The 25,644-nt window shown below is 73.4% G+C and carries 23 protein-coding genes; 10 read left to right on the top strand and 13 right to left on the bottom strand.

All coding sequences use genetic code 11. The annotated features are described in order from the left end of the window. Positions 1-2 precede the first annotated feature (2 nt). A complete protein-coding gene (locus OQ02_RS32605) occupies positions 3-1,880 on the top strand; it encodes an ABC transporter ATP-binding protein (protein ID WP_197043602.1) in 1,878 nt (625 codons plus the stop codon). Then, positions 1,873-3,255, top strand: a complete 1,383-nt coding sequence (locus tag OQ02_RS32600; RefSeq protein ID WP_051773074.1) for an FAD-binding oxidoreductase — start codon at positions 1,873-1,875, stop codon at positions 3,253-3,255. Before OQ02_RS32605 ends, OQ02_RS32600 begins: the two co-directional genes overlap by 8 nt. On the opposite strand, the gene OQ02_RS32595 is transcribed toward OQ02_RS32600, so the two are convergent. From OQ02_RS32595 to OQ02_RS32575, 5 genes are all read right to left on the bottom strand, one after another. After that, entirely contained in the window at positions 3,234-3,449 is a 216-nt protein-coding gene (locus tag OQ02_RS32595; RefSeq protein WP_033442489.1) for a hypothetical protein, read from the bottom strand. The genes OQ02_RS32600 and OQ02_RS32595 overlap by 22 nt on opposite strands. A 133-nt stretch (positions 3,450-3,582) precedes the next feature. Continuing rightward, positions 3,583-3,996 (bottom strand): hypothetical protein, encoded by a 414-nt coding sequence (locus tag OQ02_RS32590; protein ID WP_033442488.1) that lies wholly within the window; start codon positions 3,994-3,996, stop codon positions 3,583-3,585. A gap of 9 nt (positions 3,997-4,005) precedes the next feature. Continuing rightward, the gene (locus OQ02_RS32585) at positions 4,006-4,713 is read right to left on the bottom strand and encodes a response regulator (RefSeq protein ID WP_033442487.1); all 708 of its coding nucleotides are present in this window, start codon (positions 4,711-4,713) and stop codon (positions 4,006-4,008) included. After that, a complete protein-coding gene (locus tag OQ02_RS41540) occupies positions 4,710-5,930 on the bottom strand; it encodes a sensor histidine kinase (protein WP_156077457.1) in 1,221 nt (406 codons plus the stop codon). Before OQ02_RS41540 ends, OQ02_RS32585 begins: the two co-directional genes overlap by 4 nt. Beyond that, on the bottom strand, positions 5,927-6,463 hold the full coding sequence (locus OQ02_RS32575; protein ID WP_033442486.1) for a hypothetical protein: 537 nt from the start codon (positions 6,461-6,463) through the stop codon (positions 5,927-5,929). The genes OQ02_RS41540 and OQ02_RS32575 overlap by 4 nt, the downstream gene beginning before the upstream one ends. A 286-nt stretch (positions 6,464-6,749) precedes the next feature. Between OQ02_RS32575 and OQ02_RS32570 the strand changes: the two genes are divergently transcribed. From OQ02_RS32570 to OQ02_RS32560, 3 genes are read left to right on the top strand one after another with little or no spacing between them, the layout of a single operon-like run. After that, positions 6,750-7,928 carry a 3-deoxy-7-phosphoheptulonate synthase gene (locus OQ02_RS32570; RefSeq protein ID WP_231500324.1) on the top strand — a complete coding sequence of 393 codons (1,179 nt, stop codon included), beginning with the start codon at positions 6,750-6,752 and terminating at the stop codon, positions 7,926-7,928. 14 nt (positions 7,929-7,942) lie between these two features. Continuing rightward, a complete protein-coding gene (locus OQ02_RS32565) occupies positions 7,943-8,941 on the top strand; it encodes an FkbO/Hyg5 family chorismatase (protein WP_081916102.1) in 999 nt (332 codons plus the stop codon). Beyond that, on the top strand, positions 8,938-9,144 hold the full coding sequence (locus OQ02_RS32560) for a hypothetical protein (protein ID WP_033442485.1): 207 nt from the start codon (positions 8,938-8,940) through the stop codon (positions 9,142-9,144). Before OQ02_RS32565 ends, OQ02_RS32560 begins: the two co-directional genes overlap by 4 nt. A gap of 208 nt (positions 9,145-9,352) precedes the next feature. Here OQ02_RS32560 and OQ02_RS32555 read toward each other — a convergent pair whose 3' ends face one another. Further along, complete coding sequence (locus OQ02_RS32555; RefSeq protein WP_033442484.1) at positions 9,353-9,652, bottom strand: DUF1540 domain-containing protein; 300 nt, start codon at positions 9,650-9,652, stop codon at positions 9,353-9,355. Between the two features lie 133 nt (positions 9,653-9,785). Next, complete coding sequence (locus OQ02_RS32550; RefSeq protein WP_033442483.1) at positions 9,786-11,327, bottom strand: substrate-binding and VWA domain-containing protein; 1,542 nt, start codon at positions 11,325-11,327, stop codon at positions 9,786-9,788. A 139-nt stretch (positions 11,328-11,466) separates the two neighbouring features. On the opposite strand from OQ02_RS32550, the gene OQ02_RS32545 reads away from it, so the two are divergent. Next, positions 11,467-12,234, top strand: a complete 768-nt coding sequence (locus OQ02_RS32545; protein WP_197043601.1) for a class I SAM-dependent methyltransferase — start codon at positions 11,467-11,469, stop codon at positions 12,232-12,234. A 271-nt stretch (positions 12,235-12,505) separates the two neighbouring features. Further along, positions 12,506-16,606 carry an alpha-(1->3)-arabinofuranosyltransferase domain-containing protein gene (locus OQ02_RS32540; protein WP_081916101.1) on the top strand — a complete coding sequence of 1,367 codons (4,101 nt, stop codon included), beginning with the start codon at positions 12,506-12,508 and terminating at the stop codon, positions 16,604-16,606. Here the strand turns inward: OQ02_RS32540 and OQ02_RS32535 are convergent. Beyond that, positions 16,584-17,768: a hypothetical protein gene (locus OQ02_RS32535; protein WP_033442481.1), complete on the bottom strand. Its 1,185-nt coding sequence runs from the start codon at positions 17,766-17,768 to the stop codon at positions 16,584-16,586. The two genes, OQ02_RS32540 and OQ02_RS32535, sit on opposite strands and share 23 nt — an antisense overlap. 65 nt (positions 17,769-17,833) lie before the next feature. Between OQ02_RS32535 and OQ02_RS32530 the strand changes: the two genes are divergently transcribed. From OQ02_RS32530 to OQ02_RS32525, 3 genes are read left to right on the top strand one after another with little or no spacing between them, the layout of a single operon-like run. Then, positions 17,834-19,477 (top strand): hypothetical protein, encoded by a 1,644-nt coding sequence (locus OQ02_RS32530; protein ID WP_033442480.1) that lies wholly within the window; start codon positions 17,834-17,836, stop codon positions 19,475-19,477. A 3-nt stretch (positions 19,478-19,480) separates the two neighbouring features. Continuing rightward, positions 19,481-19,654, top strand: coding sequence for a DUF2613 family protein (locus OQ02_RS44330; protein ID WP_156077456.1), 174 nt, complete (start codon positions 19,481-19,483; stop codon positions 19,652-19,654). Positions 19,655-19,695: 41 nt separating this feature from the next. Continuing rightward, on the top strand, positions 19,696-20,400 hold the full coding sequence (locus OQ02_RS32525) for a class I SAM-dependent methyltransferase (RefSeq protein WP_033442479.1): 705 nt from the start codon (positions 19,696-19,698) through the stop codon (positions 20,398-20,400). Between the two features lie 25 nt (positions 20,401-20,425). On the opposite strand, the gene OQ02_RS32520 is transcribed toward OQ02_RS32525, so the two are convergent. The 5 genes from OQ02_RS32520 to OQ02_RS32500 form a co-directional block, all read right to left on the bottom strand. After that, the gene (locus tag OQ02_RS32520; RefSeq protein ID WP_051773070.1) at positions 20,426-21,451 is read right to left on the bottom strand and encodes a DUF3068 domain-containing protein; all 1,026 of its coding nucleotides are present in this window, start codon (positions 21,449-21,451) and stop codon (positions 20,426-20,428) included. A 17-nt stretch (positions 21,452-21,468) separates the two neighbouring features. Next, the gene (locus tag OQ02_RS32515; RefSeq protein ID WP_063747198.1) at positions 21,469-22,875 is read right to left on the bottom strand and encodes a glycosyltransferase family 4 protein; all 1,407 of its coding nucleotides are present in this window, start codon (positions 22,873-22,875) and stop codon (positions 21,469-21,471) included. Then, entirely contained in the window at positions 22,876-23,622 is a 747-nt protein-coding gene (locus OQ02_RS32510) for a dolichyl-phosphate beta-glucosyltransferase (RefSeq protein ID WP_051773069.1), read from the bottom strand. It lies immediately after the preceding gene. Positions 23,623-23,834: 212 nt separating this feature from the next. Then, positions 23,835-25,016, bottom strand: a complete 1,182-nt coding sequence (locus OQ02_RS32505) for a PucR family transcriptional regulator (protein WP_033442478.1) — start codon at positions 25,014-25,016, stop codon at positions 23,835-23,837. Positions 25,017-25,156: 140 nt separating this feature from the next. Further along, entirely contained in the window at positions 25,157-25,630 is a 474-nt protein-coding gene (locus OQ02_RS32500; RefSeq protein ID WP_033442477.1) for an SRPBCC family protein, read from the bottom strand. Between the last annotated feature and the right edge of the window lie 14 nt (positions 25,631-25,644).

Below are 25,644 nucleotides of genomic sequence, written 5' to 3'. Positions count from 1 at the left end.
GGGTGGAGTCCGAGGAGGACGACCCGCGCGACGGCGCCCTGGTCACACCGCACTGGCAACTGGGCGACGACGCCACCACCGCGCCCCGCCGCGTACTGCGCGGTCTGCCGTCGGCCACCTGGCCCGTGCTCGCCATGATCCGCCAAGCCGCGCCGGTGCCCGCCCTGGCCGTCGCGGTGATGCAGGTGGTGTCCGGGCTCGCGGCGGCGTTCGGGCTGTTCGCCACGACGGGTGTGCTGACCGAGTTGCTGGCGAGCGGACCGACCACCGAACGGGTGTTGGCCGCCCTGCCGAACCTGCTGCTCGTCGGCGCGGCGTTCGGGCTGCGCGGCGCGATGGACGTCGGTGTGTCCCTGGCGCACGCCCGCATCACGCCCGCCGTGCGGCGGTTGGCCGAGGAACGGCTGTACGCGGCCGGTCTCGCCGCCGATCTGGCCGCGTTCGACGACTCCCGGTTCCACGACCGGCTGCACCGGGCCCGCGACCGCGGCCTGTTCTACCTCGAACGGGCGGCCGACAACCTGGTCGAGCTGCTCGGCGCGGTGCTCGGCATCGTCGCGGCCACCGGCAGCCTGGCCGTTCTGCACCCGGTCCTGGTCCCGGTGCTGCTGCTGGCCGTGATCCCGGACGGGTGGGCGGTGCAGCGGGCCGCGAAGCTCGCCTACGCCAGCGTCGGCCGGACCGTGGTGCTGGACCGGCGGGTGCAGATGGTCGCCGGTCTGGCCACCGAACGGGAACCCGCCGCCGAGATCCGCGCCTACCAGGCCGAACCGTTCGTGCTGCATGAGTACCGGGTAGCCGCGGACCCGCTGCGGGACGAGGACGTCCGGCTCGCCACCGCGCAGGCCCGGGTGCGTGGCGTCGGCCGTGCGCTCGCCGGGCTCGGCCTCGCCACCACCTACGTCGTGCTGGGCGGGCTGGTGCGGTTCGGCTGGGTGCCGCTGGCCGTCGCCGGCACGGCGGTGATCTCGATCCGGGTCGCCACCAGCGCGTTGAACCGGCTGGTGCTGGCCGCCAACCAGCTCGTCGAGCAGGGCATGTACGTGGCGGACTACCAGGAGTTCCTCGCCTCCGCCGCGCGGTCCGCGCAACGCGACGGCGTCGACGCGCCGATCGATCCCGGCCGGGTGACGCTGGACCGCGTCACGTTCCACTACCCCGGCAGCGCCCGACCCGCGGTCCGGGACGTGTCGCTGACCATCGAGCCCGGCGAGACGATCGCCCTGGTCGGTGAGAACGGATCGGGCAAGACCACGCTGGCCAAGCTGATCGCCGGTCTCTACCCGCCGACGTCCGGCGCGGTCCGCTGGAGCGGGCACGACATCGCGCTGGTGGACCGGAGCCAGGTCGCCGACCGGGTCATGATGGTGCTCCAGGACCCGGTCCGGTGGCCGCACACGGCCCGGGTGAACGTCCGCGTCGGCAGGCACGACCGGCCCGACCCGGACGGGCTGGCGGTGCTGGGCGCGGCGAGGCAGGCGGGCGCGGACGAGGTCGTCGACCAGCTGCCCGACGGCTGGCACACGTTGCTGTCCAAGCAGTTCCGGGGCGGGGTGGAGCTGTCCGGCGGCCAGTGGCAGCGGCTCGCCGTCGCCCGCGGGCTCTACCGGGACGCGCCGCTGCTCATCTGGGACGAGCCGACCGCGCCGCTGGACGCCAAGGCCGAGTTCGCGGTGTACGAGTCGCTGCGCGCGTTGGCCGAGGACCGGACCGTCGTGCTCATCACGCACCGGCTGGCGAGCGTGCGGCACGCGGACCGGATCCTCCTGCTGCACGAGGGGGAACTGGTCGAGGAAGGCACGCACGCCGAACTGCTGGCGCTGGGCGGCCGGTACGCGGAGCTGTCCAAGTTGCAGAGCCGGCTGTACGCCGATGCCTGAGCTGGTCGGGCCGGACGATCCGCGGTACGCGTGGTCCCGCAGCCAGTTCATCGGACGTCCGCACGAGGTGCTGCCGCGCGAGGTCGCCCGCTGCTCGTCCGCCGCCGACGTGGTCGCCGCGCTCGCGCTGGCCCGCGGGCGCGGGTGGCCGTTCGCCGTGCGGGGTGGCGGGCACAGCAACGCCGGCCACTCCAGCACGACCGGCCTGCTGCTGGACCTGGCGCCGTCGGACTCGCTGTCGGTCTCGGGCGACCTGGTGACGGTCGGCGGCGGTGTCCGGATCGGACGGCTGGCCGAGGCGTTGGCCCCGTCGGGCCGGCTGGTTCCGGTCGGGTCGTGCCCGTCGGTCGGGTTGGTCGGCGCGGCGCTCGGCGGCGGGTTCGGCGGTCACGGCCGGCTGCACGGGCTCACCTGCGACGCGCTGGTGTCGGCCGAGGTCGTGCTCGCGTCGGGTGACGTCGTGGAGGCGTCCGAGGACCGGGAAGCCGACCTGTTCTGGGCGCTGCGCGGCGCGGGTGGCGGCAACTTCGGCGTGGTGACCCGTGCGACGTTCCGGACCGTGCCCGCCCGGCCCCGCACCCACCTCCGGATGACGTGGGACTTCGGCCACGCCGACGCGTTGATCGACTGGTGGCAGCGGTGGGCGCCGGACGCGCCGGACGGGGTGTCGGTGGAGTTGGTCGTGCTCGGCCCCGAGTCACCGGACGAGGAGCCGGCGGTGATGCTGGTCGGGGCGGTGCCCGACCGTGACGCGCTCGCCTTCCCGGCGGGCTTCGACGTGCCGCCGGTGTTCACGGAGGTGGTCGACGTGTCCGCCGCGGACGCCGTGCTGCTGCACGCGACCCCGCACTCGGCCGTCGCCCGTGACCCGGTGGACCTCCCCCTCGCACACGAGCGGCCGGGGATGTCGACCGCCAAGACCGAGTTCTTCGACCGGCCGTCGCCGGCCGAGGCGGTGTCGGCGCTGCTCCGGCACTTCGCGGCGGGTCGTCGGCACGGCGAGTCGCGGGAGGTCGTGTTCACGCCGTGGCGCGGCGCTTACGGGCGGGTCGCGCCGGACGCCACCGCGTTCGCCCACCGTGACCAGGCGTTCCTCGTCAAGCACACGGTCCTGGTCGGCCCGAACGGCGCGGCCCGTCGTGGGCAGGAGGTGCTGGGCTGGCTGGCGGCGTCCTGGGCGATCCTCCACCCCGGGGGCACGGGCCGGGTGTACCCGAACTTCCCCGACCCGGCCCAGGACGACTGGCTGACCGCGTACTACGGGACCAACGCGGAGCGCCTGCGCGTCGTCAAGTCGCACTACGACCCCGACGGCACGTTCCGCTTCGCGCAGTCCGTCCCCGGTGCGGCTGCTCAGGTCGGGAAGATCCAGTAGAGGTCCCAGCCGCCGGCCTTCCAGCAGACGTGCTCGTCGACGTCCCAGGGCTTGTTCCGCCCCGCCTCTTCGCACTCCTGCTCGGTCGCGTAGGTGGCGACGTACTGCCAGTAGTCCATCGCCGCGGGTGCGACGGTGGCTGACGCGGGTGGGGCACCCAGCAGGAGCAGGGCCGCGAGGACCAGTGCGCGCATCGGTTCTCCCTTCACGGAAAACGCTTTCCACGCGGCGGTCCACCGATGACAGCACAGTGACCGGCGGCCTGGCAATGCGCCTGCCGGCGACCCGCGCGGGGTACCGAAGGCGCGGCCGGCCCTATCTATCCGGTCACTCGTCGTCCAGCTCGACGTCCGTCAGCTCGTCCACCCCGACCACGTCGGCGCCGTTGAACACCACCACGACACCCAACTCGCCGAGGCCGGCCACGCTGCACTCGGCGAACCGGACCAGCCAGTCCCGGCCCGGGTGGAAGGTGAACTCCGGTTCGGCGACGGCGTCCGGGCCGTAGCCGGGACGATCGCGCAGGTGCTCGTCGACCGCCTCGTGCGCGGTCTTGAGCAGTCGTTCGCGCTCGTCGAGTACCGAGCCGATGAACGCGAGGTCGAGGTCGTCGGCGGTGGCCGGCTCCTCCACCAGCACGCTGACCGACGTCCCGGCGGCGGTCGCGTTCCAGCACGCCACACCCTCGGGCGTGTGGTCCACCGGCGTCAGCTCGCCGAAGCCGGGAATGGTGATCGTCACCCCCGGATCCTAGCCGCCCGGACTGCGACCGGCGGGCGGCGGCGGACAGCTGCCCGGTGCGACGAGGCCGCTGTGGAACGCGGCGGCAATTGCCTGGGCACGATCGCGCAGCCCGAGCTTCATCAGGATCCGACCGAGGTGGGTCTTGACCGTCGCCTCGCCCACCACCAGGTGCGCGGCGATCTCCGGGTTCGACAGCCCGTGCGCCACGAGCACCAGCACCTCGCGTTCCCTCACCGTCAGCTCGCCCAGCTCCACCGACGTCGGCAGCTGGTTGCTCGGCCGGGCGGCGAACTCGCGGATGAGTCCTTTCGCGACGGTCGGGTGCAGCCACGCCTCGCCGGACGCCACCGTGCGCACCGCGTCGACCAGCTCGCGCGGCACGGCGTCCTTCAGCAGGAACCCGGACGCGCCCGCCCGCAACGCCGCGTACACGGCCTCGTCCACGTGGTACGTCGTCAGGATGATGATCTTGGTGGCGTGGTCCTCGCCCTCCGGGTCGGCGTCGATGATCCGCCGGGTGGCCTCCACCCCGTCCACGCCCGGCATCCGCACGTCCATCAGCACCACGTCGGGGTGCAGCGCGCTCGCCCGCGCCACCGCGCCCTCGCCCTCGTCCGCCTCGGCCACCACCTCGATGTCCGGTTCGGCGTCCAGCAGCATGGCGAGGCCGGCCCGCACCAGCGGCTGGTCGTCCACCAGCATCACCCGGATCACCGGCGCTCACCCACGGTCTCGCTCGCGACCGGACCGGCCACCGGCAGCACGGCCGCCACCCGGAAACCACCCGCCGGCAGCGGGCCCGCCTCCAGCCGCCCGCCCACGATCGCCAACCGCTCGCGCAGCCCGGCCAGACCGTGGTCGGTGGAGAACGTGCGGTCCGGCCGCCGCCCGCGCCCGTCGTCAGTGACCTCCACGACCAGCTCGCCGGACGTCCACCGCAGCCGCACGTCCACCGCCGCGCCCGGCCCGACGTGCTTGGTCACGTTCGTCAGCGCCTCCTGCACCACCCGGTACGCGGCCAGGTCGACGCTCGCCGCCAGCCGACGCGGCTCACCCTCCACCCGCGTGTCGACCCTGATTCCCGCCGCCGCAATCGTGCCGACCAGCTGGTCCAGGTCGGCCAGACCGGGCTGCGGGAGACCGTTCAGCACGTCGGGCTCCAGGTCCTCGTCGTCGTGGCTCAGCCGCAACGCCGTCAGCATCCGGCGCAGCTCCCCCATCGCCTGCTCGCCGGCCTCCTCGATGTGCCGCAGCGCGTGCCCGACCCGCACCGGGTCGCTGTCGAGCAGCCGCCGCCCGCCCGCCGCCTGCAACACCATCACCGTGACCGAGTGCGCCACGATGTCGTGCAGCTCGCGCGCGATGCGGGTGCGCTCGACCGCCACCGCCTCCTGGGCCGCCACCCGCCGGCGGAACTCCAGGTCCTCGGCGTGCTGCCGGCTCAACCGCGCCCACCGCCCACCGGCCCACACGCACCCGTACAGCAGCAGGTTGAACGCCATCGTGGCGTACAACGCCACCACGGCCTCGTCCTGCGTCCTCGAACGGGCTTCCAGCAGCGACGACGTCAGCGCCGGGACCGCACAGGCGAGCAGGGACACCACGGCGACCCGGTTCGCCGCGTGCAGCGCGACGGTGAACAGCGCGACGCACGTCGTCGCGGTCGGGGTGAAGTCCATCCCCCCGACCGGCGCGGCGAGCACCGCGCAGGCCCACACCACGACGAAGACCGGCACCGGGTACCTGCGCCGCACCAGCAGCGCGAGGAACGCGACCGCAGCGATCGCGATCACCGGCCAGGCCCGGGCGCCACCCGACCGGTCGGTGCTGACCGTGGAGAACAGCAGCAGGTCGAGGATCGAGGTCGACGCCGCCAGCCCCACGTCGACCGCGGTCTGCCGGGACAGCCACCCGGACCGCCGTGCGGTCATGACCTGGGCGGGGCGCACACCTTGATGACCGGGCACAGCCGCGCCGGCCCCGGTGCCAGCGCCCGGTGCTCGAACGCGGGCGCGCGCTGGGCGTCCTCGGTCGTGGCCGCCTGGCGCAGGAGGTCCGGGGTGAGGGCGTCGCGCACGCCCGGCGCGATGGCGCCGATGGTCTCCAACGCCGCCCACAGATCACCCTGGTGCTCGCGCACGGCAGCGTCCAGGTCGGGGCCGCTGAACCCGGTCACCTGGGGCTCGTGCCGGGAGGCGTTGCCGAACCCGAGCACGGCGAGCCTGTCGCCACCGCCATCGGGCAGCGTGGACGCCATCAGCACGCGCTCGACGGCCAACCTCTCGACCCGCCCGCCCCCGTCGAGCGGCAGCGGCAGCACCAGGAGGTCGATCCCCTCGCCGGCCTCGGCCAGCTCCGCGGGCGCGGACGGCACCAGCACCTCGTCCGGCGCCACCAGCAGCCCGGTGGCCAGGTGGCCTTCCCAGGGTTTCTCGGCGAAACCGCGGGCCTGGACGGACACCACGAGACGCACGTTAGAACCGGACACTTTTCCTCCCCGTTGGTACGTGATCCACGCGTGCGGCGCGTTTTCACCACGCCGCGAACAAATGGGACCACTCCCTCCCGGCCATATCGTCCCCCCAGGGTCCGATCTTGACGATCCCCCGCAGGGCTTACCTCGATCGGGCGACGCAGCACGGGAAAGCTGACCCGTCGAATCCCACCGGGGACAGACGAAAAGGCACCCGCGATTCGGAAGCATTGCGGCCGGAAGCAGCACCGCGGAAACCCGATCGACGGAGGCCCCTGTGTCCACGGAACCCGTTCCGCGCAGTCACGCGAGGGCGTTGTCCGAATGGGAGACGGCGCACTGGAAATCGCTGCCTGCCGCGCAACAACCGCCGTGGCCGGACCGCCGGGCACGGGCGTTCCGTGCCCGGCTCACCCGGCTGGAGGGCCTGGTGACACCGGCGGAGGTCGCGGCGCTGCGGGTCGAACTGGCCGAGGTCGCGGCCGGCCGGCGGCTCGTGCTGCAGTCCGGTGACTGCGCCGAGCCGTTCGCCGAGTGCGGGCCGCGCCACGTGTTTCCCAAGGCGGCGCTGCTCGACCGGCTGGCCACGGCCCTCGGCGACGACCTGCCCGTGGTGCGGGTCGGCCGGCTGGGCGGGCAGTTCGCCAAGCCCCGTTCGCACCCGACCGAGGTGGTCGACGGGGTCGAGCTGCCGGTGTACCGGGGCGACCTGGTCAACGCGCCGCAGCCGGACGCGCGGGCCAGGCGGGCGGACCCGGCGCGGCTGATCGCGGGCTACCACGCGGCGCGGTCGGTGACGGAGTTCCTGCGCCGCCACCAGCCCCGGCTGCGGACCAGCCACGAGGCGTTGGTGCTGGACTACGAGCTGCCGATGGTGCGCCTGGACGAGCGGGGCGTCCCGCTGCTGACCTCGACGCACTGGCCGTGGGTCGGCGACCGCACCCGTGACGTCCACGGCGCGCACGTCCGACTGCTGGCGTCGGTGGCGAACCCGGTGGCGTGCAAGGTCGGCCCCGGCACTCGTCCGGACGAGCTGCGGGCGCTGTGCGACCGGCTCGACCCGGAGCGCGAACCCGGTCGGCTGACGCTGATCGCGCGCCTCGGCGCGGACCGGGTGTCGGCGCTGCTGCCGCCGCTGGTGGCCGCGGTCCGCGCGGCGGGCCACCCGGCGATCTGGCTGTGCGACCCGTTGCACGGCAACACGGTCACCGACGCCGACGGCCGCAAGGCGCGCCTGGTCGAGGCGGCCGTCCGCGAGGTGGCGGACTTCCGGGCGACCGTGCACGTCGCCGGCGGCGTGGCGGGCGGGCTGCACCTGGAGACCACGTCGGACGAGGTCGAGGAGTGCGGGTGGGACGACTTCCCCACCGGCCCTCACCTCAGCCTCCGCGACCCGCGGCTCAACACCGGACAGGCGCTCGCCGTGATCGCGGCGTGGCGTGACGTCCGACTCTGAGGGGGAGAACAACCATGCACAGCAACACGATCACGACATCACCGTGCTCGCTCCTGACGGCGGCGGACTTCGCCGGCCTGGCCGGTGACACCGTGCTGGGCGCGGTCCGCCACTCGACCGGCGCCGGTCCACCGCGGTGGGAGCACGGCCTCCCGGTCCTCCCGCTGCACATGCGGCGGCCCGGTGAGCACGAGGTGGTGGAGGTCTGGCACACGGACGGCCCGGTGGTGCGGACCGGCGAGCACGAGGGGCTGCTCTACGCGCACGACGGCGAGGTGCTGTTCTGCGCGGGGTGGATCGGGCCGTCCGCGGACTGCGGCGAGGCCGCGCACCGGGCGTACCTGGCGGCGTTCGAGCTGGTGGAGCGCTTGGGCTACCCGAACGTGTTCCGGATGTGGAACATGCTCGAAGGCATCACCGACCGCAGTGCGCACGGCACCGAGGTGTACGCCGACTTCCGCGTGGGCCGTGGCCGGGCGTTCGACGAGCGTGGCCGCGACATGCCCGCGTCCACCGGGATCGGCGCGCTCGGCGGCGGCGTCGCGTTCTACTTCCTGGCGCACCGGACGCGGGCCGCCGTGCACCTGGAGAACCCGTTGCAGAGGCCCGCGCACGCCTACCCCAGCCGGTACGGGCCGAGGTCGCCGAGCTTCGCGCGGGCCACCTACCTGGCGTCGGAGCACGGTCCAGGCTCGCTGTACGTGTCCGGGACCGCGAGCATCCTCGACCACGCCACGGTCGCGCGCGGTGACGTGGTCCGCCAGTGCCAGGTGACGCTGGCGAACATCGCCACCCTGATCGGCGAGGACAACCTCGCCCGGCACGGCGTCGACGGCGGCTACCGGCTGCACGACCTCCGCACGGTCAAGGTCTACGTCAAGCGCCCCGAGGACGTGCCGACCGTGACGCGCCTGTGCCGCGACGAATTCTCCCGGCGCGCGGACATCGCCGTGTTCACCGTCGACGCCTGCCGCCCGGACCTGCTCGTCGAGATCGAAGGGAGCACGCGGTGAACCGAGTCGACCCGACCACGTCGGTCCTGGCGGAACCGCGCCTGGTCCGCGTCCTCACGGTCACGGACGGCGAAGCGGGCTACGACCGGGCCGACTTCGGCCTGGCGACGCTCGTGGACGTGCCGGCGACCTCACAGGTGCTGCGGACCGACTACCGGTTGCGGGCGTTGAGCGGCGCGCTCACCGCGGGCCGTTCCGCCTGACGAAGTACCCGCTTCGGCGGGCCCGTGATGAAGAACGTGGTGCCGGCGCTCACGCCGCACCATCGCCGACGGCGTCGAACCGCCGTTCGGCACGTAGCCGGTCGGTCAGCTCTGAGGGGTGCTGACCGGCCGGCACGCGCCGCTCGTCGCGCGGTTCGGGGCCGCCCCTGTGCTGAGGGCCGTCCCTGTTCTGGCCGTGCCGCGCGGGTCAGGCCTTGGTGTAGGTCAGGCAGTTGGCCGCGTGGTCGCCCTGACCGGGCCCGACGCGCACACCGGACGCGGTGCACTCCAACTCCTTGTTGTGGACGCAGTCCGTGCGCGAGCACGCCCCGACCTGCGCGACGACCTTCGGCAGGCCGCCCTTGCGGGCGAGCGGGATGAACGTTCCGCAGTCGGCGGCGCCGTCGGCACCGCTGACGGTGATCGCGAAAGCGTGACAACCATCGTGGTTGTACGAACAACCCGTGACGGTGCACTCGCTGACGGCCGGCATTTCCGTGGTGGCCATAACCGCTCCTCTGGCATCAGCTCCGGGACTGCGACGTTGCCACCGACCACCCGGTACCGCAACACGAAACCATTGAGGGAAGCCTAACCAAAGGGCCTTGAAATGGTTTTCGATCAGCCCCTCGAAATGTGATTCAGGGTTTGCAGAGCGGTGGTTGGCAGAGCATGCCGCTCAACGCGCCGTGGAAGATCGAGTCGATCGCCGCCGGGTCCGGTGTGCTGAACGCCCGGCCTCCCGTGGCAGTGGCGATCGCGGTCAGCTCGGCCAGGTCGGCGTCGGGGCCGATGCCGAGGCCTACCAGCGGCAGCGGGCGGCGCGGGTCCTGGAGCGCGCGGAGTTCGGCCAACAGGGTGTCCGACGTGATGCCGTCGGCGTCCTCGTTGCGGCCGTCGGTCATCACCACGACCACGTTCAGCCGGCCCGGTTCCCAGTTCTGCCGCGCCGCGCGGTAGGTGGCGAGCACGCTGTCGTACAGGCCGGTCGCGCCGCCCTCGATGGCCCGCACCGCGCGCAGCTTGGCCAACGAGTCGCCGGCCAGGTGTTCGGACACGGTCCGCGCGGGCAGCAGTTCGCGGTGGTCGCGGTCGCCGTCCAGGTTCGTGGAGAACAGCGAGATGCCGACCTTGGTGGTGGGTTTGACCAGTTCGAAGCCCGCTTCGGTGGCCTTGAGCGTGACCGCCATCCGGTCCAGGCGGGTGCCGGGCACCGGTTGGGCCATCGACCCGGACACGTCCAGCAGGATCTGGAGGCGACCGCTGAGGTTGATCGCCGCCCACTGGTTCAGCATCTCGTCGGCGACGTCGGTGTCGGGCACGGCGACGGGTGGGACGGTGGCGGCGGTGGTCCGCCCGGACGTCGGACCGGCGGTGCCGTCCGGCCGCCTGAGGCCGTGTTCGGCGAGGTCCGGTGCGGTCCTCGCGTCGAGGAGTTCGGCGAGCAGCCGCCGGGCCGCGTCCCGTTCTCCCGACCGGGGCATCACGGTGAACGGGTAGTCGAGCGGCGGCACGGGCGGGTCGGCGTAGGCGGCCACCAGGCCGTCGTGCCGCAGCAGGGCCTGCTCGGACACGGGGAACGCGGCGAGCGGGTCAGGTCCGCGGAGCCTGGCGAACAGGTCCGCCGCCCGTTCCTCGGTGTCGGCGGACAGCCGCCGGAGGGTCGCGGTCGCCGAGGGGAGTTGCCGGACGCCGAGCACGGCGGACAGCCCGGTCGGGTCACGCGCCGGGTCGGGCAGGCCGACGCGCAGGTCGAGCACCTCAGGCCAGGTCAGGGGGTCACCGGGCCAGCCGAGCGCGCGGGCCGACTCCTCGGCCACGCCGAGCACGACCGGTGACGAGGCGATGGACGTGCCGCCCACCGGCAGTTCCCACGCCCGCCTGGCCTGGGTCCGCTGCAACCACACGGTGGACTCCGGGATCCACACGTCAGGGTGGTCCGCGGCCGGATCGGCGAGCGCGTCACCGGTTCGGGCGGACTCCGCGCCGGTCACCACGACGCGCAGGCACGGGTCGGCGAGCCGGCGGGCCGCTCCCTCCACCACGGGTGCGATCTCGGGCGCGGCGGTGACGTCGAGGGTCCGGGTGCAGTCCGCGGCGGAGAACCGCAGGTGCGGGTAGCCGATCCAGGCCGTGACGGCGAGGAGCAGCAGCACACCGAACACGACCGCCGGCCTGCGCACCGCGTTCCTCCCGAGGGCGTGAAGGGCCGATCGCACGGTAGCCGCCCGCCGTTTGTCCGCGCGCACAAAACCTTCTGTGACCAGTGCCAACGCCGTCGCCGTTAGGTTGCCGGGCAGGGCTGTCACGGGAGAGGCGCGAGTGGACTTCGACCAGGTTCGCCGGGACTGGACCACGCTCGGCGCGCGTGATCCGCTGTGGGCGGTGAGCGTCGCGCCCGACAAGCGTGGCGGGCGGTGGGACGTCGACGAGTTCCTGGCTCAGGGACGTCGGGACGTGGCGCGGACCCGCGAGTGGCTGGCGGCGTTGGGGCTGCCGACCGGGTGGGAACGGGTGCTCGACTTCGGGTGCGGTGCGGGTCGGTTGTCGCAGGCGTTGGCGGAGTTCGCGGACGAGGTCGTCGGGGTGGACGTGTCGGTGCCCATGCTGGAGACCGCGCGTGCCCTGGACCACCGCCGGCGGCGGCTCGCGGACGGTGGCGGGACGTGCCGGTTCGTGCTGAACGAGGCGCCGGACCTGCACGTGTTCCCGAGCGGCAGCTTCGACCTGGTGTACTCGGAACTGGTCTTGCAGCACCTGCCGTGGCGGGTGACGGCCGGGTACCTGGCGGAGTTCGTGCGGGTGCTGAGACCGGGTGCGGTGGCGCTCGTGCAGTGCACGACACGTCCGATGTGGACGGTCAAGGGAATGGTGTGGCGCGTCGCGCCACGGCCGGTCGTGCGGCTGGCGCAGCGCGTCCTGCTCGGCTACCCGGCGCCGATGTTGATGACGGCGGTGCCGGCGGCGCGGCTGCGCGCGGTGGTGCGGGCGAGCGGCGGCGAGGTAGTCGACACCGCGACCACGCGTGAGCCCGCGACGCACTGGGTGTCTTCGCGGTACGTGATCCGCAAGCTTTCCGGGGAGCGTTGACATCAGGACCGCGAAGCCGCCGGCGAACGCGCGGGGCGGGGCGGCCCGGCCGACCTCTCCGGCGGCACGGCCCACCACTTCGCAGGCAGCCCCACCGACCGCCCCACAGCCGTCCCAGCCGACCGCTCGGCAGTCATCCCAGCCGACCGCTTCGCCGGCGTCCCCGCTGACCACTTCACCGGCGTCCCCGCCAACCGCCTCACAGGCATCCCAGCCGACCGCTCCACAGGCCCGGCCGACCGCTTCGCAGGCGTCCCCGCCGGGGGAACCCCTGGATTCGATCCTGCCACGAGGGTCCGACAAGAAAGGGCGTTCAGGTCGGCGCTGTGGACAACTGCGGGCTGTCCACAGGTCTCCTGCGACGTGGATCGTCGCCGGGCTGATCGCCCTCTCGTTCCTGCAACTGCCCGGCCGCACCACGTTCGACACGAAGCTCGACCTCGTCGTGGACCCGCTGTCCTTCCTGGCCCGCGCGTTGCACCTCTGGAACCCGGCGGCCAGCGGCGGGGAGTTGCAGAACCAGGCGTACGGCTACCTGTTCCCCATGGGGCCGTTCTTCGTGCTCGGAGACCTGACCGGCCTGCCGCCCTGGGTGACGCAGCGACTGTGGTGCGCGTTGCTGCTGTGCCTGGCCTACGGCGGCGCGCTGATGGTGGCGCGGGCGCTGCGCGTCGGCGCGGAACCGGCCCGCCACGTCGGCGCCCTGGCCTACGCGCTGGCACCGCGGATGCTGACCGAGATCGGCCCGCTGACCGCCGAGACGCTGGCCGCGGTGATGTTGCCGTGGGTGCTGCTGCCGCTCATCGGGGCTCATCGGCTCGGGTCGCGCAAGGCCGCCTGCCTGTCCGCGGTCGCCGTACTGGGCATGGGCGGCGTGAACGGGGCCGTCGTGGTGATGGCCCTCGTCCTGCCGGGCCTGTGGTTGCTGACCCGCCGCTGGACGTGGGCGCACGCGCGGCTGGTGGCGTGGTGGTGCGCGGCGGTGACGGCGGCGGTGTCGTGGTGGCTGCTGCCGTTGGTGCTGCTCGGCCAGTACAGCCTGCCGTTCGTGGACTACGTCGAGTCGGCCACCAACACCACCTCGCCGACCTCGCTGTTCCAGGTGTTGCGCGGCACGAACCAGTGGGTCGCGTACGTCGTCCAGGGCACGCCGTGGTGGCCGGCCGGATTCCTGCTGGTCGACCACCCGGTGCTGATGGCCGCCACCGGTCTGCTGGCGGCGGTCGCGCTGGCGGGGTTGGCCCGCGCCGGCCTGCCGGAACGGCTGTTCCTGACGTTGGGCGTGATCACGGGCGCGGTGCTGCTGACCATCGGGTACGTCGGCGCGTTGGACAGCCCGCTGTCGGAAGCGGTGCGCGGTCTGCTCGACGGCCCGCTGGCGCCCCTGCGCAACGTGCACAAGTTCGAACCCGGGTTGCGTCTGCCACTGGCGCTGGCGCTGTGCCACGCCCTCACCGCGCCACCACCACAGCGCCACGCCATCGCCGCACCCGGACGTCGGCGGCACGCACGCACGAGGTGGGCGGTCGGGGCGGTGCTGGTGCTGGTGGCCGCCGCACCCGCGTGGCTGCTCACGCTGCGGCCCGGTCCGGGGTGGGACGAGATCCCGGCGTACTGGCACGAGGCCACCGCCTGGCTCGCCGACGCCGACGCCGACGCGAACGGCCGGACGCTGCTGGTGCCGGGCACCGGGTTCGCCGAGTACACCTGGGGCCGGCCGATCGACGAGCCGGTGCAGTCGCTGGCCCGGTCGCCGTGGGCGTTGCGCAGCCAGATCCCGCTCGGATCGGAGGGCAACACCCGGCTGATGGACGCCGTGGAGGACGCGCTGGCGGACGGTCGTGGCGCGCCGGGCCTGGCGGACTTCCTGGCACGGTCCGGGCATCGGTTCCTCCTGCTGCGCAACGACGTCGAACGCACCGACGTGCCGCCGGTGGCGGTGCTGCGCGAGTCGTTGGCCCGCTCCCCCGGTCTGACGAGGGCGGCCACGTTCGGCCCAAACGTCGCGTCGACGGCGGCCGTGGACGCAGGCCTGGACGAGGTGCCCGCACTGGAGGTCTACCGCGTCGACCGGGACGTCCCACGCGCCACAGCGGTCGCGCTGGAGGACGTGGCGACGGTGAGCGGCGGTCCCGAGTCGTTGTTGCCGCTGCTGGACTCCGGCCTGCTCGACCCGCGCCGGCCGACCGTGCTGGCCGGTGACGGCGGCGCACCGGAGGGAGCGGACTGGCTGGTCACCGACGGTCTGCGCAACCGGGAGCGCAACGTGGGCCGGATGCGGGACAACCTCGGCCAGACGCTGACCGCCGACGAGCAGGCCCGGCAGGTGCGGCCCGCGTTGGACGTCCTCCCGTTCGACGGCGTGGAGCACCGGACGGTCGCGGTGCACCGGGGCGTCCGAGGGGTCACCGCGTCGTCGTCGGCCGGGTTCGCCGACTCGGTGCGCGGCTCGGACCTGGCGTCGATGCCGTTCGCCGCCCTGGACGGCGATCCGTACACCGCGTGGCAGTCGTCCACGGTGGACGGCCCGGTGGGCCAGTGGCTGGAGGTCGCGCTGGACACCCCGCGCGTGGTGACCGAGGTCGGCCTGCGGGTGGTGGACGACCGGCGGGTGGGGTGGCCGGTGAGCCGGGTGCGGATCACCACGGACGCGGGCGAGTCCGAGCACGAGGTGGCCCGCGGATCGGGTGGGCAGCGGTTCCCCGTGGTGGCGGGGCTGACCGGGCGGGTCCGGGTGACGGTCCTCGCGGTGGCGGCCGGACGGGTGACGGGCAACGTGGGCATCGCGGAGCTGAGCGTGCCCGGTGTCGCGCCGGAGCGCGCGCTCCGCGTCCCCGCCGACGTGGATCCAAAGCCCGGCCAACGGACCGCGTTCGCCTTCACCAGGGGCTCTCAACCCCGGTACGCGTGCCTGCGAGCGGGCGAGGTGGTGCGGTGCGACGCGTCGCTGGCCCGGTTCGGCGAGGAGCCGCAGGGCCTGCACCGGCTGTTCCGCACGACGACGCCCGCGACCTACGCCGTCGCTGGCACCGTGCTGCCGGCCGGTGGCGCGTCTCCCCCGCTGGTGCTGCCGGGGCTGACCGTGGCGGCGTCCACCCAGCTGGCCGGCGATCCGGGTGCGTCAGCGCTCGGATCGGTGGACGGCAATCCCGCCACGACGTGGATCGCCGACCACACCGACCAGCGGCCGGTGCTGCGGTTGGCCTGGGACCGACCTCGGCCCGTCACCGGCATCCGGCTGGCGACCGCGGCCGGTTCGGGCGCGAGCACACCGTCCGAAGTGGACATCACGACGGCGGCGGGCACGGTGCGACGGGAGGTGGGGCCGGACGGCGCGGTCTCGTTCTCCGGCACGACCGATCGCCTGGAGATCGCGGTGACACGGGTCGCGCCGGGCTCCCCGGGAGCGCCCGGCATCACCGAACTGACCCTCGACGGCGTCGAGCTGCCGGCCATCCGGCAGGACACACCGGTGACGGTGCCGTGCGGACGTGGTCCGGAGCTGCGCGTGGACGGGATCGCCTACGACACGTCGGTGTCCGGCACGGTCCGCGACGTGGTCGAGCACCGCTCGCTGCCCCTGGTCACCTGCCCGGACCTGGCCGAAGGCCTGGAGTTGAACGCGGGTGAGCACGAGCTGCGGACCGGGCGCACGGCCGACTTCCTGGTGCAGGACGTGTGGTTGCGCCCGGCCGGCCCACCCGCCCCGGCACCGCGGGCGCGGGCGGTCGAGGTGGTGGAGTGGACCTCGGCGCACCGGCGGGTGCGGGTGGCGGACGGGCCGGCCGCGGTGCTCGCCGTGCCGGAGAACGCCAACGACGGCTGGGTGGCGACCGTGGCCGGTCAGCCGTTGCCCAGGACGCGGGTCGACGGGTGGCAGCAGGCGTGGCGGCTGCCGGCGGGCGCGGTGACGGTGGTGCTCGAGTTCCACCCGGACCGGTCGTACCGGACCAGGCTGCTGATCGGAGCCTTCGCCGTGGTGCTGTTGCTGGGCGCGACCCTGCTGCCGGCACGTCGGCGCGTCCGGGTCACGGCGGGCGCAGCACCGCAGGTCGAGCGCGTCACCGCGCCGGCCGGCGGTCGGTGGGTGCCGTGGGTGGTGACCGCGCTGCTCGTCGTGCTGGGCGGGATGGCGGGACTGGTGGCGTTGTTGGCGTGCCTGTTCCTGCGCAGCCTCGCGCCGCGACGTCGGCGGGCGGTGTCGATGGCGCTCGCGTTCGGTGGCGTGGCGGTGGCGACCGGTGTCAGCGTGACCGGTCGGGTGTCGGGCCACGGGCAGGACTGGGCTTACGGCACGGCGGCCCAGGCGGCGGTGCTGGTGGCACTGGCCGCGGTGGTGTCGGCCAGGATCAGGTGGTTCGACCATGCCTGACTTCGACGGCCGCGCCGGCCAGCACCAGCAGCCCGGTCGCGACCACGGCGGCGCTCACCACCTCGAGCGGGGAGTCGTTCAGCCACAACAGGACCAGCCCGGTCTCCACCGCGACGGCGAGCCACGTCAGGAGGGTGGCCCGCCGGTCGTGCCCCGCGATCCGGGCGAACAACAGGATCTGCGCCAGCGACAGCAGCGACCCGACCACGGCGAACGGCCACAGCGACAGCACGCTGAACGCATAGGACTGTCCACCGATCAGCAGCAGCGCCTGCGGTCCGAACAGGACTGCACCGAGCACCACCACGCCGTCCAGCGCCGCGCACACCGCCAACGCGCCCCCCACCGCACGCCCACGACCGGCGCCGGCCAGCCGCGGCAGGACCATGACGGCGACCGCGTTCGGCAGCCAGTACGCGATCTTGGTGAGCACCGCTCCGACCGCGTACTCCCCCGACGCGACCGGCAGCGCGTGCCGGGCCAGCACGAGGTCGAGGTTCACCAGCACCACCATCGCCAGCAGCGCCTGGACCGCGTGTCCGATCTCCCGCAGGCGGGCGAGGGGGAACCGGGCGGGCAGCGGCCGTCCGCACACGACCCAGCCCACGACCGCCGACACCGCCGTGCCCGCCGCGACACCGGCCACCGTGCCGGTCGTGGACCGCGAGATCACCAGCCCCGCCAACGCGCCGCCGACCCTCAGCCCCGCCTCGGTGGCGACGAAGGCACCGAACACCGCGAACCGCCGACGCCCCTGCAGCAACCCGTGCCACAGACCGTTGAGCGTCAGCGGCCCGATGGCACACGCCAGCCACACCACCGCGAGCACGTCGTCCACCCGCAGCACCCCGACGACCACCGGCACCGCGATCCCGGCGAGCACCGCGACGACCGACGCGACCGCGAGCCCGAGACCGACCAGCGGTGCGCGGGAGTCATCGGGATGACCGGCGACCCGCAACGCCACCACGGTCTGCACCCCCATGGCGGGCACCGCACCCACCAACAGCACCGCCATCAACGCACCCAGTTCACCGAACGCCGCGGGCAGCAATGCGCGGGCCGCGACGACGGTCAGCAGGTACCCGGAGGCGTTCGAGGCCATCACCCCGGCGGTGACGGCGAGCGCCTGCCCCCTGGCGTGACGCGTGCTGACGGTCACGGCGCTCCTCTTCGGTTACCGGGTGAGGTCTGCACTGTATCCACGCCTCCGGGCGGTGGAAACCCTTGACCGCCAAGGAGTTCGTGGACCGGGGCGCCCTGACGGCGGTCTCCGTGGCGATGGCCTTGGCGGTGCTCGCACCGGTGCTCGGACCCGGTTTCGTGCTGACCTACGACATGGTTTTCGCGCCACAGCACAGCTTCCTCCCCGACGGTGTCGGCCTGGGCACGACCCCGGCGCGTTCGGTGCCCGCCGACGCCGTCATCGCCGCCGCGACCCTCCTCGTCCCCGGTGACGTGGTCCAGAAGCTCCTGCTGGCAGCAGCACTGGTCCTCGGCCCGCTGGGCGCTGGACGGTTGGTGCCGACGACGTCGACCGGTACCCGGTTGGTCGCGGCCACCGCGTACGGGTGGACGCCGTTCGTCGCGGAACGGCTTTTCATGGGCCACTGGCCGTACCTGCTCGCCTACGCGTGCCTGCCGTGGGTCGCGGCAGCCGGGTTCGCGCATCGGCGGGGTGAGCCGAAGTCGTTGGCACGACTGGTCTTGTGGTCGGTGCCCGCCGTGCTCACCCCCACCGGCGGGCTGCTCGCCGCGGGGACCGCGCTGGCCACGGCCGGACGGCTCCGCGTCGTGCCCGCGTTGGTGCTGCTCAACGCGCCGTGGTGGGTGCCGTCGGTGCTGCGTCCGCCGACTTCCGCACCGGACGCGGTCGGGTGGTTCGACGCGAGGGCCGAGAACTGGGGCGGTATCGCGCTGTCCGTGCTGGGCACGGGCGGTTTCTGGAACGCCGACGTGGCACCCGCGAGCCGTGGGGTGCCGGTCGTCCCGCTGCTCACGCTGGCGGTCGTGACGTTGGCGGCGGCGGGTTGGCCGGTCCTGGTCCGCCGGATTCCGCAGGTCCGCGGCCTGCTCGCGCTCGGTGGCGTGGGCCTCGTGTTCGCCCTGGCAGCCCACCTGCCGTTGGGCACGGCGGCGTTGCAGTGGCTGGTGACCACCATCCCCGGCACGGCGCTGCTGCGTGACGCCCAGAAGTGGGTGGCGTGGTGGGCACTCCCGCTCGCCCTGGGTTTCGCCTTGGCGGTGGAACGCGCACGGCCCGCGTTGCCCGTCGCGATCCTGTTGCCGGTGCTCGCGATGCCGGACCTCGCCTGGGGCGGCTGGGGCAGACTCGCCGCGGTCGACTACCCGGCCGACTGGTCGGCGGTCCACGGCATCCTCACCCACGACGACCACCCCGGTGACGTCCTCGCCCTGCCACTCGGTGCTTTCCGGCGGTTCACCTGGAACGGGAACCGCACGCAGCTCGACCCGGCACCGAGGTTCCTGCCGCGCACGACCGTCATCGACGACACCGTGCACGTCGACGGAATCCCCATACCGGGTGAGGACACGCGCCTCCCCGCGCTCCGCGAAGCCCTGCGCCACAACGACGACCTGGGTGCGCTGGGCATCGGGTGGGTCCTGGTCGAACACGGCACTCCCGGACAGGTCGACCCCAGGACGACCGAAACGCTCACCGAGGTCCACCGCGGCCCGTGGCTGAGCCTGTACCGCGTGCCCGGTCCCGTCTCCGTGAACCAGGTCGGACCACCTCGCGCACCGGTGGTCGCGGCCGACCTCGCGGCACTGCTGCTCATCGCCGGATGCCTGTTGTGGCAAGCGTTACCGGCCGGTAGATTGATCGGACACCGACGGCACGAGGAGTGACACGTGGGCAAGATCGTCGCAGCAGTGGTCTCGATCCTGGCGGGCCTGGCGCTCGCCGCCGGCGGCGCCGTCACCCTCGTCGGCGTGGCGGGACCGGACAGTTCCGTCGACTTCGAGCACGCGCCCGCCGCCAACGGGTCCGGCGGCGCGGTCGACTACGGCACGTCCGGCAACTAGCGTCCACTGTGGACAAGCCCAGGGCAACGCTGTCCCGGTCCGTGCGGCTGTTCCGCGCGTTCCGCGACGAGCAGACCGACCGGGACACGTTCTACCGCGTGCTGGCGCAGGACTCGGCGGACCAGGTGGAGTCGTACGCACCGCTCGACGGGCGGGTGCTGCTGGACGTCGGCGGCGGTCCCGGCTACTTCGCGGAGGCGTTCCGGGCGAAGGGCGCCCGGTACGTCGGCCTCGACCCGGACGTCGGCGAGTTGTCCGCGCGCGGCGCTCCGGGGCAGGACATGGTGCGGGCCAGCGGGACGAACCTGCCGGTGCGCACCGGTTCCATCGACGTCTGCTACTCCTCGAACGTGCTGGAGCACGTGTCGGCGCCGCACGCGATGCTGGCCGAGATGGTGCGGGTGACGAAACCGGGCGGCACGGTGTTCCTGTCGTTCACGCCGTGGTGGTCGCCGTGGGGTGGGCACGAGACGTCGCCGTGGCACTACTTCGGCGGGCACTACGCGGCACGCCGGTTCGCCGCGCGGCACGGGCACGAGCCGAAGAACCGGTTCGGCACCAGCCTGTTCGCGTTCTCCGTCGGCGCCGCGTTGCGCTGGGCCCGGCGGTGCGAGGACGCCACGCTGGTCCGGGCGCTGCCGCGCTACCACCCGTCATGGGCGACGTGGGTCGTGCACGTGCCGGGTCTGCGCGAAGTGGCGAGTTGGAACGCGGTGCTGGTGCTGCGCAAGGACGGGGACGCCTGAGCGGGCGCCCCCGTCCTGCGGGTTGTCACACCGGCGCGGCGACCTTCGTCGGCGGTCCCGGCCTGCTGTGCCGGCCGCGGCCGTCCGCGAGGAACAGCAGCAGCGACACCACGAGCAGCACACCGCCCACTGCCCACAGGACCGGTGGCGGACCGGTGATGAGTGACAGCCGGGAGACGTTCTCCTCGCTCTCCGCGACGTTCGCGGCCACCGTCTCGTCGTCGAGGGTGAGCTCGCCGTCGAACACGACGGTCCCCTGCCCGACGCCCTGCCCCTCGGTCCGCAACTCCTGCCGCACGTCCTCGCCGCCCGCGATGACCTTGCCCGTGACGGGTTCCACGAACAGGGTGCGCGTCACCTCGTAGTACAGGTCGGCGTGCACGGTCGGCACTCCCGGTTCACCCACCAGCGCGCCCGGCACGTCCCGCTCGTCGATGCGGGTCGGCGGGATCTGCTGCACGAACCGGTACGTCTTCAGGCCGCGCACGGTCTCTTCGCCGAGGTAGCGGATGTCGAGGGCCTTCTTGACGTTGCCGTCGTACCAGAGGTGGTCGCGGCGTTGCGTGTCGAAGGGGAACTTGAAGCTCAGGCCGGGCTGCTGCGGCACGCCCCGCTCGGCGACGACCCGCTGACCGGACACGTCCTCGTAGTACTGGTTCTCACACGGGGTGACGCCTTCGGCGGTGTGCCGGTCCAGGCACAGCGAGCGCAGGCCGGCGGTGACGACCAGGCCGTCGGCGTCGGAGGTGACCTTGGAGGCTTCGACCCACACCGTCACGTCGCCGTCCTCGGTGACCTCCTCGGCGCGGAGGTTGCCGGTGACCTTGGTGCTGGAGGTCAGGGTCAGGCCGTCGCGGATCTCGGGCCTGGCCCGGTCCCCTTCCGGCACGTAGACCAGCGCGGTGATGCCGGTGCCCCGGGCCACCGACAGGGTGTCGATGTCGTGCGGGACCTTGGCGAGTCTCGGGTAGGCGTACAGGCGCAACAACAGGCCGGCGGCCACCGCGAACACCCCCAGGCCCAGCAGGACGAAGGTGACGTAGCGACGCAAGGGTCCTCCTCCAACGGTCACGATCGCGGTTGCGATCGGTGGTCTTCACCCGAAGACGGCACCGCGCCGAACGGCTCCCCGCCCAGCAGCTCCCCGCCGAACGGCTTGTCGCCCACTCGCCCGAGCAGCCGTTCGGTGGCGCTCGCCGCGCGCACGGTCACGTCCTCGGCACCGGCGGCGCGCAGGGCCACCAGCAGGTCACCGGGCCGGCACTGCTCGACCAGCACCCACCCCGGTCCCACCCGCATCCCGGGCCGACGCGGCACGTCGCGCGGGGTGAACTCGGCGACCGACGCCTCCGGCATGCCGGGCAGCCAGCCCCCGGCGGTCGCACCCCCGATCAGCGAAGCGAACCGCGCACCGGAGTCGTCCCAGTCGAACCTCGCCGCCCAGTCACGGCACCTCGCCGCGACCTGCGCCCCGGTGGCCGGGTCCGCCAGCTCGGTGAGCGCCCGGAACAGCGCGTCGGCAACCTCGGCGACCTCGGCACCGCGCGGCATGAGCCAGCCCGTTTCGCCGTCCCGGACGGAGTCGCGCAGCCCGTCCACGTCCCGGCACGCGGTGGGCACGCCGTGCGCCGCGGCCTCGACCACGGCCAGCCCCCAGCCCTCGCCGTCGGACAACGTGACGTTCAGCCAGGACCGGGCCAGCAGGTCGGACTTCACCGCCTCCGGCACGTGCCCGTGCACGACCACCGCCCCGCCGCAGCGCGCCGCCCGTTCCCGCAGCGCGGCTTCCTCGGGTCCGCCGCCCACGACGTGCAGCCGGACCCCTGGCAGCCGGTGCCGCAGCACGTCCACCGCGTCGACGAGCCGGTCGACCCGCTTCTGCGCCACCAGTCGCCCCAGGCACACCAGCGTCGGCTCGGACGCGCGCGGCGGCAGGTGGGCGGGTGCCGGGTCCGCGCCGTTGGGCACCACGTGGACCGGCCCGCGCCAGCCCAGCCGAGAGCGCATGGCGTCCACTGTGGACGGCGACACGGCGACGGTGACCGCGTTCCGGTACACCCGGCGGGCCACCGGCCCTTCCAGCCACCGCCCGACGGCCGCGAGCCACGCCGGGAAGTGCACCCGGAACTGGTCGTGGTGCACGTGGTGCACGACCTGGACGACCCTGGCACGCCCCACCGCGAGCGGGCTGAAGAACGGGATGCCGTTCTGGCAGTCCACGACCACGTCGATCGCGCGCCGGTGCCGGAAGAGCCACAGCAGCGCCCACGCGTACACGGTCCACCGGCCGCCCCGGCGCACCACCGCCACCGGCCCGACGGAGTCGGAGGCACCCTGCCCGGTGTCCCGCGCGGTCAGGAAGGTGACGTGCGCGCCGGTCCGCGCCAGCGACGACGCGATCCGGGTCGCGTACTGCTCGGCGCCGCCCGCGAACCGGTGGCCGGAGTCGCGCCAGTTCACCACGACGATCCGCATCTACGCGGCCTCCGCGACGAGCACCGGCCGCGCCACCGGCTGTTCCTCCGCGTCGAGCAGGGCCCGGATGCGGTGCAGGGCGGCGAAGCTGCGGTAGCCGTCGCGGAGGGTGTCGAACGTCGACCCGGCCACGTCGATCCACCGCACCGGCACCTCCTCGATCACCGCGCCGAGCCGCTGCGCCCGCCCCAGGACCTCGACGTCGAAGGTGAACCCGGTGGTGCGCAACGGCCCGAACGCGGCCCGCGCGAGGTCGGCGGTGAAGAACTTGAACCCGCACTGGGTGTCGCCGATCCCGGGCACGATCGGCTGGGCGGCCCGGCGGAACGCCCACGCGCCGACGTGCCGCAGAGGGCTGTTCCGCGCCCGCACGTCCGACCCGGGGTGTGCCCGTGAGCCGACCACGACGTCCACCCCGCGGCGCAGCCGGGCGAGCACGGACGGCACCGCGTCCACGCTGGCGGCCAGGTCGGCGTCGCAGAAGCCGACGAACCGACCGCGCGAGGCGAGCACACCGGCCCGGACGGCCGCGCCCTTGCCGCGTTCCGCGCAGTGCAGCAGCCGCACCGGGCCGTCGTGCGCGCGGACCACGTCCACGGTGCCGTCGGTGCTGGCGTTGTCGACCACGACGACCTCGGCGGCGATGCCGCGCAACGCCATGTGCAGCCCGACCAGGCTCGCGGGGAGCCGTCGTTCCTCGTTGTAGACCGGCACCACGACGGACAGCTCGACACCCGCAAGGCGCATCGACAGGCTCCTCAACGTTGAGACGCAGGTCACACCGGCCGTAAGTTACTCAACAGTAGATCCGGTGGGTCGACACTCAAGAGGTGATCGGAACGGCAGCCCCCGCCGTACCGCCGCAAGGTGCAACGCGTACACCTGTTCAGCCCAGGCGCCATACCCGCGAAGGACCGAGCAAGACAACGAACATTGTCCCCACGCACAAAACCGCGGGCTCACCCGTCGAGTCGGACGCTCTCCACGGCCAGGTACAGCTCGGAGATCCCGCGCGGATCGGTCAGGTCCCGGCCGGTCAGGTCCTGCACCCGGCGAATCCGGTAGCGGACCGTGTTGGGGTGCACGAACAGCCGCTCGGCGGCGTCCTTGGCGGAACCGCGCTCGGCGAACCACGCGTGCAGGGTGGTCAGCAGGACGTCCCGTTCGGCGGACGGCAGCGCGAGCAGGTCGGCCAGCACGTGGTTGGCCAACTCCCTGGCCAGCTTCTGCGCACCGGCCACCAGCGTGGTCAGCGGACGGTCGCCGAACCCGACCAGGCCGGTCTCCCCCGGCGCCAGGCAGGCGCGAGCGATCCGTGCCCGCCGCAACGCCGCCGGCAGCAACGCCAGACCCGACACCGCCGGACTCAGCCCGACCGCGAACGACGCCGCGTCCAGTGCCTGCCGCAGCGCGCGAACGTCGGCCGTGCGTTCGACGGCCACCACACCCACCTCGCCGTCCGCCAACCGCCGCCACACCGCCCGCAGCCTGCTGTGCTGGACCAGGTCGGACAGGCAGCGCTCGCCGGTCGGCTCGCCGTAGACGACCACGAACGGCCCGGTGGGCGGCAGCCGCAGCACCCGCGCGGCGTCCTCGAGCTCCTCCGGCTTCGTGTACCGGCCGTCGAGCAGACCTCCGATGACGGCGATCCTGGCCTTCTCGTCGTAGCGCGCGGAGTCCGTGGCCACCTCGGTGTAGGCGTCGGCGATCACGTCGGAGAACGAGTCGATGATCTGCCAGACGGTGGTGCTGGCGGGTAGCAGCTGCTCGGACGTCAGCGTGCGGGACGACGCGGCCAGCCCGAGCATGCCCTCGTAGGCGAACGTGCCCGCGATCCGGAACGCGCGCAGCACCGCCGACAGCGGGATGCCCAGCCTCGCCTGCGCCCGGCCGGTCTTGCGCGCGGCGTCGAGATCCACCTCGCGGGCCTCGATGAACGCGTTGAAGGCGTGCCCGAGGTTGACCTCGCACACCTTCCGCACCTCGGCCGGCGCGCTGATCTCCAGCCGCCGGTAGAACTCCTCCTTCTGCCCGAGCAGCCGGGCGAGCTCGTCCGCGAGCTCGGGCAGCCTCCGCAGCTGGCCGCGCACGATCTCGATCAGCTCGGCCGGCAGCGGCGCCATCATCGTCGAGGCGACCATGGGATCAACGTAACCCCGACATCACCTGTCGCGGAAACCCTTGGTATTCAACAGATATCACTGCACCGATGAAGACGGCGCCCCCGCTCGTGCCCGGCAGTGCTGTCCCCTGAACCCGCGGAGGACCCTCGTCCAAGGGATCACTCCGCGCTCCGCGCCCCTTCCAGCGCCGCCTTCAGCCGGGCCAGCGTGCTCTCGATGTTGCGCTGGTTCTCCGCACTCCGGTCGCGCACACCGGTCGCCAGCACGGACAGCGGCCGGAACCACGCCGGACGGCGGTCCCACGTGCTCTCGGTGACGCGGCAGCCGGTGTCGGTCGGCTCGATGTCGTACTGCCAGCGCGACACCACCAGCCCCAGCGAGCGGACGTCGAAGGCGAACCGGGTCGGCTCCGCGTCGGTCACGGTCGCGACCGTGCGCCAGACGCGGAAGCCGCGCCGGTTCGACCCCGCGAAGCGGGCGCCCACCGCGGGCCCCGCCGCCGGGGCGAGCCACCGGCCACCGGAGGACTCCTGGGCCAGGTCTGCCATCCCGGGCAGGTCGCTCACCAGGGCGTACACGTCGTCTGCGGAGGCGTCGACGTCGACGTGCGCCCGCGCGTTCGGTTCGGTCACGCCCGGAACCTAGC

The organism is Saccharothrix sp. NRRL B-16314, from assembly GCF_000716595.1.
Lineage (GTDB): Bacteria > Actinomycetota > Actinomycetes > Mycobacteriales > Pseudonocardiaceae > Actinosynnema.
This window is presented reverse-complemented; position numbering and strand designations above follow the sequence as displayed.